Source organism: Amaricoccus solimangrovi, from assembly GCF_006385685.1.
In the GTDB taxonomy this organism is placed as follows: Bacteria; Pseudomonadota; Alphaproteobacteria; order Rhodobacterales; family Rhodobacteraceae; genus Amaricoccus; species Amaricoccus solimangrovi.
In genome coordinates this window covers 1-9,963 of record NZ_VFRP01000058.1, presented here as the reverse complement: position 1 = coordinate 9,963, position 9,963 = coordinate 1, and the positions used below count along the sequence as shown (strand labels likewise).

The window sequence follows — 9,963 nt, the reverse complement described above, 5'->3', positions numbered from 1 at the left end:
AGGTTTCACGTCGCTCTTGTCGTCCATGCTCTACCCCCGTTCCTCGGGAAAGTAGCGCTCGACGCTGTCTCAAGAAACCGTGCCCCGGCCCAATGGGCCGATGACGTGAGCATGTCTCCGCCGCCGGAGGGGACCTATGTTGCCTCCCAAGGCGGGGGACTGCGCGGGCCGGTCACCGGGACCGCGCGGGACCGATCTTTCCGGGGTGCCAAGCCTGCCCGCCACGGCGCTGTCGCCACACCCTCTCCGGATTTCTGATCGGGCGTGAGTTCGTGGCTGCCGGTAACGACCACCGAGTGGAGGGCTCCGAAAGCATCGACGAGCCGCCGGTGAAGAAGGCGGCCGCGGATTTCGCGAGCGCCATGACGAGGTTGGCTGCGATGGCACTTTGCACGGTGATTGGCCTTTCGCCGCATCCTTCTGGCCTGAAGCGGTGCGCGCGCCGCGTCTGCCGTGCTTGAACGCTCTTAGGTCCATCGCCGAGTGCCCGCGCAACTCCGCGTCTCCGTGCTCCGGGCGCGCGGCCCGACCGGCTCCACTGTCCGGGGTCCGTGCTCGTGGTGATGCGCGTCGGCGCCGGACAGGCCCGGACGGATATGCTCGATTACGCCGCCCGCGACCTCGATCTCATCATCCGGTTCGTGCGCCGCCATGGGCGACGCGGTGTGCTCGGGTGTTCCCGCCGGCACGCACGAACAGGACCGATCCGTCGGCGATGCCGGGCAAGACGGCCTGTTGCTTCGTCCTCGGCCGATTGAAGGTATTCACGTTCATCGGCGGGGCGCGCGCGGCGCGAGATCGGCAATCCCGGTCACGATGCCGACTTCGTTCCGGTCATGGTTTCCCGCTCCACGGCGGCGTCGAGTTCCGCGCCCGCGAGCACCAGCGCGAAGGACAGCCAGAGCCAGATCATGAAGGCGATGACGGTGCTGAGCGAGCCGTAGGTGACCGTCAGGCGCGCGAAGTGATCGACCAGCCAGGAGAAGATCGCGGATGCGCCGACCAGCGCGGCCGCCGCGCCGAGCCCGCCGACCGTGACCAGCGGCCAGCGCTCGCCCTCCCGGTTCGGCGCGTAGCGATAGAGAACGCCAAGCCCGGCGGCGGCGAGCAGGTAGAGCATCGGCCAGCGGAGATATCGGGTCGCGGCCAGCCAATCGGCGGGGATCGCGGGCAGCAACCGGAGATACGGCACGACGACCGTGAGTGCGATCACCACGATCCCCATACCGAGCGCCCCCGCCGTGAAGGCCATGGATATCGCGGCGCGCCGGAGGAAACCGCGGCTTTCCAGGCGCTCGAAGATGGAGTTCAACGCGACCAGCAGGGCCCACACGCCGCTGTTCGCGCTCCAGACCGCGAACAGGATCCCGAACCACGGCGCAGCTGAGCCAGGGAAGGAGTTCGCATGACCGCTCGCGGGATCGGAGGCGAGCTTGCTCGACATGGCCCGCTCGACGATCGCGCGCGTGCTTTCGGGCAGGCCGGAGAAAACCGAGCGGACGGCGGACTGGACTTCCGCGGCGCCGAGAAGCTGGGCACCCACCCAGACGAGCACCGCGACCGCGGGAAAGATCGCCAGCGTGGCGCGAAATGCGACGCCGGAAGCCACCATCGACACCTTGTCGCGCCGGGATTCGGCGGCGGCGCGCCGCAGGATTCGACCCCAGGGATAGTGCGCCCACTCCTTCAGCCGAGCCACGATTTCCGCCTCCCGTGTTCATTTCCCGCGAGTACGGAACGGTCCCAGAGAGGAAGCGTTCAAAAAAGACGACCGTCGCGGGGCCGGTGGCGAGTCTGGCGGTCCTGGCACCGGACGATCGTCGGCCCCGTGATCCAGGGCTCCGTTCGCGCTGCGAGATGGAACGGCGAGCGATCGGAGCGGCGCGTACGAACAGGAGGACGAACCATGAAGAGCCGCCTGAGCGTCCTGGTCGCCGCGGGCCTTGTCGCGGGAGGCCTCCTCGCGGCGTATCCCGCCTCCGCCCAGACCGTCGCCTGCGCCGGTGGCACGACCGTGGTCCAGCGCGGCGACACGCTCAGCCGAATCGCGGACCGCTGCGACGTCACCGAGGGCGCTATCCTCTCCGCCAATCCCACCGTCGATGGCTCGGGCGATCTGACCGTCGGGGAGACCGTGAGAGTGAGCTCCCGACCCGAGGACACCGGCTCGCTGGAGGAAGGACTGGGTGACTTCACGGCCGGAGCCAAGGACGCCGTCGAGGGGATGGCACGCGAGGTCGGATCCTCCGTCCAGAACCTCCTTGACAGAAATCCGGACCTCAAGTCGCGCCTGCAGAAGCTCGGACGCGATGTCGGAATAGGCGACGACACCGCCGCGCCTTCGGCGAACGTGTCGCCGACGAGCGGCCCGGCCGGTTCCACCGTGACCGTCTCCGCCACCGGCCTGCCGGCCGAGAGCCCGGTTTCGGTCGCGGTCGGGACGCCGGGGACGGCGAGCGAACCGATCCGGGATGCGCGGGTATCGTCGTCGGGGACGGTGTCGGTGAACCTCGCCGTTCCCTCCTGGGTCGCGGCCGGATCGGAGTTGACGTTCACGATCAGGACGGATGACGGGCTGAAGGCGCGGACCGGCCGCTTCGAGGTGACACGGTAGCGGCGGTCGGGCCGAGCGACCCCGGGCTCCGGAGCGGTTCGCCCGCGCGGGGAGTGGGTCTCCGCGGGCGCTCACGATGAAGACGGGCGCCGCCCTTTGAGGATCAGAGCCTTCCAACGTATGGAGACAGAAGCGGAACGCCACCTGCGCAGCATCGCCGTCACCTTCCGCGCCGGCGTGATCGCGGCGCTGCTCCTGCCCGCCGTATGGCTGCTCCGCGACGTCCTGCTGCTCGTTTTCGCATCCATCCTGGCGGCTTGCGCCTTGAGGGCCGCCGCGACGTCGATCCACAGGCGTACCGGACTGGGCACAGGCGTTTCGCTCGCCCTTGTCGGCGCCGTTCTTCTGGTGATGACCGCGGCCCTGCTCTGGTGGCGCGGCCCCGCGCTCGCCGAGCAGGCGATCGAAACGGGGCGCCACGTGACGAGCCAGATCGAGCGGATCACAGGCGGGCTGGAGGAGAGCGCGTGGGGCCGTTTTTTGCTGGGACAGCTGCGCCACGCGGCGAGCGCGATCCGGGGCCTCACCGGTAGCGTGCCGGGCTTCGCGGTTTCCGTGCTGGGGATCGGCGGCAGCTTGCTGGTTGGCCTGGTGACGGCGTTCTCCCTCGCCGCTGCGCCGGGAACCTATGTATCCGGTGCGCTTCGGCTCCTCCCACCGTGTTGGCGGCCGCGTGGCCGCGAAGTTCTGAGCGAAATCGGCGAAACACTGCGGGGCTGGGTGGCCGGTCAACTCTTCGACATGGCGGTGGTCGCGGTGCTGATCGGGTCGGGACTGGCATTTCTCGGTATCCCGCTTGCCTTTACGCTGTCACTTATCGCTGGCCTGCTCAACTTCGTGCCGTATGTCGGGGCCCTCGCCGGGGCTGTTCCCGCCGTCGCGGTGGCTCTCGCGCAGGCGCCGACCGACGCGCTGTGGGTCTGTCTGCTCTTCCTTTCGGTCCAGATGCTGGAGGGAAACGTGATCGCGCCCCTGATCCAGAAAAGGGCGGCCTCGCTGCCGCCGACGCTCACCATCCTGTCGCAGACCGTGCTCGGGACCGTGTTCGGCGCGTTCGGCATCGTCGTCGCGACGCCTCTGCTGGCGGCGGTCGTCGTCGCCACGCGGATGATCTATGTGGAGGGCGTCCTTGAACGGAAGTCCTGAAAGCGTGCTTCCGCCGCGTTTCCGCGAGCAGACCTCTGTCGTTTGGCGCGGCGATCCGGGTGAGACACCCTCGCATCGCGGCGTTCAGACCGGCATTGGCCGGCCGCGCCGGATAGCGGCGCGCAAGACAGGCGCGGTGCGTGTGGCCGATTTGTTTGGTCAGTTCGCAGCCGGTCGTAGCCAACATCGGCTTCGCATTGAAGGCAGCGTCCGTGCACTCTGGCGAGGAACCTCTCGGCATGAAGGCCCTCGCGGCTCGTGGCGGAACAGCGCGAGTCAAGGTTTCGATCCATCTCGCTTCGGGAGCTTCGGAGCCGGGTGACATTCAGGGCATCGGGTTCGACCTGAACGGCGATGTCGACGCTCTCTTCACCAATGGCACGATGTCGATCGGGTCGATCAGCACGATTGGCTCCTACACGGGACCCCTGGTTCACGACGTGGCTGAGCAGAGCGCCAACGCGGACTTCAATGTCCAGCCCGAGGGATACCCGCGCTTCATCCTGCCACCACAGCTCTATCTCGGTTCCGGCCGGAAGCCCTTTGCGGATCTCGTCCAACTCGGCGGGTAGTCTTTTTTATATTCATTGATGACCGCCTCGTTCCGCGCGTAGTGGCGCGGACGTGCCGAGATCTTCCGATAGCCGAGCGCACGCAATTCGCGGCTCACCGTCGTCTCGCTGAGCGAGATGCCGAACTCCTCCCATATCCAGTGCGCGAGATCGGCCAAGCGCCAGCGCACCACCTCGTGGACCGCCGGTATCGGGCCGCGCTCGACGAGGGCGGCCAGAGCCTGACGCTGGGCGTCGTCGAGCTTGGACGCGTTGCCCGGCGCCTTGCCGTCGATCCGCCCGGCCGGGCCGGGGGCGTTGAAGCGCAGCACCCAGTCGCGGATGGTCCGCGGGCCGACCCCACCCACCCGCGCCGCGTCAGAGCGGGAGCCTCCGTCGCAGACCTCCGCAAGCGCCAGAAGCCGGCGCGCCTGCGCCGCGTCCTTCGTGACCCTCGCGAGCCGTCGAAGAGCAGGCCCGTCAAAATCATCTCGCAGCAACACCGCGGCAGCCACGGCAAACCTCCCTCTGGTTCGCATCATGGATTCAGACCTTCAGCGTTTTGGGACTCCCTGGCGTGAGTCTGCCTCAGCGGGGGTGGGTATCAGAGCGGGCCGAACCCTGCTACGCGTGACCAAGCCTGCGTCGTCTCATCGCCGTCACGAAGTGCTCTCGCCGCTCGGGAGCGGCGATTCCGGGCCTCCCTTGCTCGCAGATGGTGGCGCGGATGTATCCCGGCTCAGCCGGATCTGTCTCGACCTACCCACCGCCGATCGGACTATCTTGGCGCCGGGGCCTGGAGATCCCGCCGCCGGAAGGCGCGGTCCACAGGCCCTCGCAGCGTGGCCGGCGGGGCGCGGCCGGTCAGTAGCCCTGGGCCGAGCCGGCGGCGGCGCGGCTGTCGATGGCGCCGGTGTAGCGCGGGCCGGTGCCGGCCTCGATCCCGGCGAGGTCGGCGCCGCCGACGAGGATGCCCGCCGCCGCGCCCCAGACCGGCCAGTCGGGATCGACGCCGACGTCGTAGCCCTGGCCGGCGAGAATGCGCAGCGTGTCGGGGGAAAGCGCGCGCGGCTCGACATAGACCTTGTCCGGCAGCCACTGGTGATGGATCCGGGGCGCGTCGATCGCCTCCTGGATGTTCATCCCGTGGTCGATCACGTTCAGGATCGCCTCCAGCGTGATCGTGATGATGCGCGCGCCGCCGGGCGAGCCGATCACCATGAAGGGCGCGCCGTCCTTCGAGACGATGGTCGGGCTCATCGACGAGAGCGGCGACTTGCGGGGCTCGATCGCGTTGGCCGCGCCCTGGACGAGGCCGTAGAGGTTGGGTACCCCCGGCTTCATCGTGAAGTCGTCCATCTCGTTGTTGAGCAGCACGCCGGTGCCCTCGGCGACCTTTCCCGTTCCGAAGGAGCCGTTCAGCGTATAGGTGACCGCGACCGCGTTCCCGTCCCCGTCGATGATCGAGTAATGCGTGGTCTCGGTCGATTCCCCGAAGCCCGCGGGCCTGAGGTCCTCCGAGACCCCGGCGCGGTAGGGGTCGATCTCCGCGCGGATGCCCTCGGCATAGGCCTTGCTCGTCAGCTTCGCGACCGGGTTCTCGACGAAGTCGGGATCGCCGAGCGCGGTGTTGCGATCGACATAGGCGTGGCGCATCGCCTCGACCATCAGCCGCGTCGCCTCCGCCGAGCCGTAGCCGAGATAGGAGATCGGATAGCCCTCGAGGATGTTCAGGATCTCGCAGAGGACGAGCCCGCCAGAGGAGGGCGGCGGGGCCGAGGCGATCTCGTAGCCGCGGTAGTCGCATTCGACCGGCGCGAGTTCGCGCACCTTGTAGGCCTCGAAATCTTCCCGCGCGAGGATGCCGCCGTTCGCCGCGCTGGCCTTCACGATCAGATCGGCGGTTTCGCCCCGATAGAAGGCCGGCGCGCCTTGATCGGAGATCGCCTGAAGCGTCTTCGCGAGATCGGTCTGGACCAGCGTGGCGCCCGGCGGCGGCGATTGGCCGTCCTCGAGGAAGATCTTCGCCGCCGCCGGGTCGCGGGCGAGCAGGGCGCCCGCGTTGGCGAGCGCGGCCGCGTCGCCGGGTTCGAGCACGAAGCCGTCGCGCGCGAGGCGGAGCGCCGGCGCGATCAGCTCGGAGCGCGGCTTCGTGCCGTATCTCTCGCGCGCCGCCTCGAGCCCGGCGACCGAGCCCGGCACGCCGATCGCAAGATAGCTGTCCGTGCTCGCGCCCGGCACCGGCGCGCCCTGTTCGTCGAGATACATGTCGCGGGTGGCTGCGCGGGGCGCGCGTTCGCGGAAGTCGAGGAAGGTGGTGGTTGCGTCGGCGAGGCGGATGGTCATGAAGCCGCCGCCGCCGAGATTGCCGGCCCTGGGATAGGTGACGGCGAGCGCGTAGCCGACCGCGACCGCCGCGTCGATCGCGTTGCCGCCCGCCTTGAGCACATCGACGCCGATCCCGGTCGCGAGATGCTGGGCGGTCACGACCATCCCGTTCTCCCCCGTCGCCGGCGGCGGCGACGCGGCTTCCGCCACCGCGACAGCGCCGAGCCAGATCGCGGCGGCGAGCCCCCTCCGCGTCCACCTGAGCTGTTCCATTTCGGCCCCTCCGTCAGATTTTCGGTTCCTCCCGCCCACCCACCTCGAGACCGGTGGGAGGAGGGCCGTCAGGCCGCGAGCGCCGCGTGAATCGCCGCGACCACGGCGGCGCCCTCGCCGATCGCGCCGCCGACCCGCTTGACCGAGCCGGCGCGGACGTCGCCGATCGCGAAGACGCCCGGCAGGCTCGCCTCGAGCGGCGGCTTGCCCGGCGCCGCCCCCGGAACGGAGGCGCCGGTGAGGACGAAGCCGTGGGTGTCGAGTTTCAGCGCGCAGGGCCGCACCCAGCTCGTCTCCGGATCGGCGCCGACGAAGATGAAGAGGTCGCGGATCGGCCGCGCCTCGGTCCGGCCATCCTGCCGGCAGCGCCACGTCAGGCCGGCGAGATGGCCCGCCGCGGTGGCATCGAGCGCCGTCACCTCGGTCGCGGCGCAGAGCGCGATGTTCGCTGTCGCTCCGATCCGGTCGACGAGATAGCGCGACATGCTCCGGCCGAGATCGTCGCCCCGGATCAGCAGGTTCACCTTCGACGCGTGGGCCGCGAGAAAGACCGCCGCCTGCCCGGCCGAATTGCCGCCGCCGACCAGCGCGACCTCGGCGCCGGCGCACATCTTCGCCTCGAGCGGCGAGGCCCAGTACCAGACGCCGCGACCCTCGAACCGGTCGATCTCCGGGATCGCCGGACGGCGGTAGCGGGCGCCGCTGGCGATGACCACGGTACGCGCCGTCACCGAGCCGCCGTCGGAGAGGTCGAGCCGGTAGGGGCCCGCCGGACCGAGCCGGACGAGCTCCACGACGCGGGTCGGAAAGACGATGTCGGCGCCGAACTTCTCGGCCTGGACGAAGGCGCGCCCGGAGAGCGCCTTGCCGGTGATGCCGGTGGGAAAGCCGAGATAGTTCTCGATCCGCATGCTGGCGCCGGCCTGCCCGCCGTAGCCCACCGCGTCGAGCACGGTCACCGACAGGCCCTCGGAGGCCGCGTAGACCGCCGCCGAGAGGCCGGCCGGCCCGGCGCCGACGATCGCCACGTCGAAGAGGTCGCGCGCGGGGGCGCGGCCGGAAAGCCCGAGCCGCTGACCGAGCTCGGCGAGGCTCGGATTGTGCAGCACCGCGCCCGTCGGCAGGATGACGAGCGGCAGCGGCCCTTGGCACGGCCGGTGCTCGGCCATCAGATCCGCGGCCACCGGGTCGCCGGGTTCGACGGTGCCATGCGGATGGCTGCTCCGGGTGAGGAAGGTGACGAGCCGGATCACCTCGGCGTCGTCGGCCGCGCCGACGATGAGCGGCCCGCCATGGCCGCTCTGGATCAGCGCGACGCGGCGCAGGATCAGCGCGCGGGTGATCCGCTCGCCAAGCGCCGCGTCGGCGACGAGCAGCGCGCGCAAGCCCGCCGGCGGCACGAGGATCGCCTCGACCGGGCCCTCGGCATGGGCGTCCGCGAGCGCGGGCCGGCCGGAAAGCTGCCCGGCCTCGGCGAGGAACTGGCCCGGACCCTGCTCGACGAGCGGCCGCCGCCGGCCGAGCCCGTCGCGCAGCGTCACGGCGACCTGGCCGGAGAGGATGACGAACATCCCGGCGGCCGGGCGTCCGGCCTCGAACAGCGCCTCGCCGGAGCGGAAGCTCCGGACCTCGCCATGCGGCCGGACGCGGTCGATCTCCGCGGCCGTCAGCGTCGGGAAGGTGTCAGCCTGTCGCGGATGAAGCGGCGGATGGGCCGCGCCCGTCGTCGATTCGTCCATGAGGCCTCCCTGGACCACGCGGTTCCGAGGGTAGACCGCCGCCGGTAGGTCGGCAACGACGGCGTGAACCGAATTCCCGCCTCGGTCGCAGTTGGGCTGCCATCACCTGGCGAACATACCGAGGCCGTTGGCGAATGGAGCGGGGATGCACGCCGTGAGCGAGCCTCGACGCGGCACGGATCGTCAGGAACCGGCCGGGGCCGATTCCGGTGACAGGTGATCCCCCCAGGTGTCGATCAGGATGCCGAGGAACCGGTCCGCGGCGGGAGAGAGGACCGCGCCGCGCCGGCGGACGACGCCGATCGTGCGCGAGATCTCGGGGCCTCCGATCGGGCGCGTGATGAGAAACGGGTGCTCGCCCTGGGGCGTGGCCATGCGCGGGAGGACCGAAATGCCGAGGCCCGCTTCGACGAGGCCGAGCGAGGTCGAGAGATGCGTGACCTCGTATGACCACCGAAGGGTGAGGTTCGCGCGCGCGAGCATCGAATCGAGCAGGATCCGGTTGGCGCTGGATCGGTGGACGGTGATCAGCTGATAGGGGCTGAGGTCGGCCCAGGTAAGGCTCGATCGCTCCGAAAGGGGATGATCCTTCCTGGCCGCAAGCACGAAGGGATCCTCCACCAGCCGGTCGAAGACGAGGTCGGGATCGGAAGATCCCATGATGTTGATCCCGAACTCCACCTCGCCGCGCGAGACCGCCTGCAGGCCCTCCGTGGCAGGCAGGTCCAGAATCCGGAACCGGATGTTGCGATAGCGCGCGTTGAACTCGCGGATGACGGAAGGCAGGAAATAGAACGCGGCCGTCGGGAGGCAGGCGATCGACAACGTGACAATGACCTTCGGCAATTTCGTCGCGGTCGAGAACGTCAATCCCACGGTCACCGACGGAGAATTCCTGGCGATCGTCGGCCCCACGGGCTGTGGCAAGAGCACGATCCTCAATGCGATCGCGGGCCTGCTCAAGCCCGCCAAGGGGACGGTGTCGATCGACGGCGCGCCGGTGCGCGACGTCCAGAACGACATCGGCTACCTCTTCCAGCAGGACGCGCTCCTGCCCTGGAAGACCGCGATCGAGAACGTCGAGCTCGGACCGTTGTTTCGCGGCGTTCCCGCGGCGGAACGTCGGGAAAGGGCGCTCGGCTGGCTCGCGAAGGTGGGGCTGCGGGGTTTCGAGCAGCGCTATCCGCACCAGCTCTCGGGCGGACAGCGCAAGCGCGTACAGATGGCGCAGGCGCTGATCACCGGACCGAAGGTGATCCTGATGGACGAGCCGTTCTCGGCGCTCGACATCCACACCCGGCACCTGATGCAG

Annotated in this window: 9 protein-coding genes; 4 read left to right on the top strand and 5 right to left on the bottom strand. The window is 69.6% G+C overall.

What is annotated here, in order from left to right:
* Window positions 1-811: 811 nt before the first annotated feature.
* Complete coding sequence (locus FJM51_RS22675; RefSeq protein ID WP_140456379.1) at window positions 812-1,699, bottom strand: YihY/virulence factor BrkB family protein; 888 nt, start codon at window positions 1,697-1,699, stop codon at window positions 812-814.
* A 207-nt stretch (window positions 1,700-1,906) separates the two neighbouring features.
* On the opposite strand from FJM51_RS22675, the gene FJM51_RS22670 reads away from it, so the two are divergent.
* The 3 genes from FJM51_RS22670 (at window position 1,907) to FJM51_RS22660 (ending at window position 4,332) form a co-directional block, all read left to right on the top strand.
* The gene (locus tag FJM51_RS22670; protein ID WP_140456378.1) at window positions 1,907-2,614 is read left to right on the top strand and encodes a LysM peptidoglycan-binding domain-containing protein; all 708 of its coding nucleotides are present in this window, start codon (window positions 1,907-1,909) and stop codon (window positions 2,612-2,614) included.
* A gap of 120 nt (window positions 2,615-2,734) precedes the next feature.
* The gene (locus tag FJM51_RS22665; protein ID WP_140456377.1) at window positions 2,735-3,760 is read left to right on the top strand and encodes an AI-2E family transporter; all 1,026 of its coding nucleotides are present in this window, start codon (window positions 2,735-2,737) and stop codon (window positions 3,758-3,760) included.
* A gap of 239 nt (window positions 3,761-3,999) precedes the next feature.
* Entirely contained in the window at window positions 4,000-4,332 is a 333-nt protein-coding gene (locus FJM51_RS22660; protein WP_140456376.1) for a hypothetical protein, read from the top strand.
* On the opposite strand, the gene FJM51_RS22655 is transcribed toward FJM51_RS22660, so the two are convergent.
* The 4 genes from FJM51_RS22655 to FJM51_RS22640 form a co-directional block, all read right to left on the bottom strand.
* Window positions 4,278-4,826, bottom strand: coding sequence for a helix-turn-helix domain-containing protein (locus FJM51_RS22655; RefSeq protein ID WP_181164725.1), 549 nt, complete (start codon window positions 4,824-4,826; stop codon window positions 4,278-4,280). The two genes, FJM51_RS22660 and FJM51_RS22655, sit on opposite strands and share 55 nt — an antisense overlap.
* Window positions 4,827-5,175: 349 nt before the next feature.
* On the bottom strand, window positions 5,176-6,912 hold the full coding sequence (gene ggt / locus FJM51_RS22650; RefSeq protein WP_140456374.1) for a gamma-glutamyltransferase: 1,737 nt from the start codon (window positions 6,910-6,912) through the stop codon (window positions 5,176-5,178).
* 68 nt (window positions 6,913-6,980) lie between these two features.
* Entirely contained in the window at window positions 6,981-8,651 is a 1,671-nt protein-coding gene (locus FJM51_RS22645) for an FAD-dependent oxidoreductase (RefSeq protein WP_140456373.1), read from the bottom strand.
* Window positions 8,652-8,834: 183 nt separating this feature from the next.
* On the bottom strand, window positions 8,835-9,476 hold the full coding sequence (locus FJM51_RS22640) for a LysR substrate-binding domain-containing protein (protein ID WP_210240399.1): 642 nt from the start codon (window positions 9,474-9,476) through the stop codon (window positions 8,835-8,837).
* Between the two features lie 7 nt (window positions 9,477-9,483).
* Between FJM51_RS22640 and FJM51_RS22635 the strand changes: the two genes are divergently transcribed.
* Window positions 9,484-9,963: ATP-binding cassette domain-containing protein (locus FJM51_RS22635; RefSeq protein ID WP_140456372.1), on the top strand; the 480-nt coding region annotated here is incomplete at its 3' end.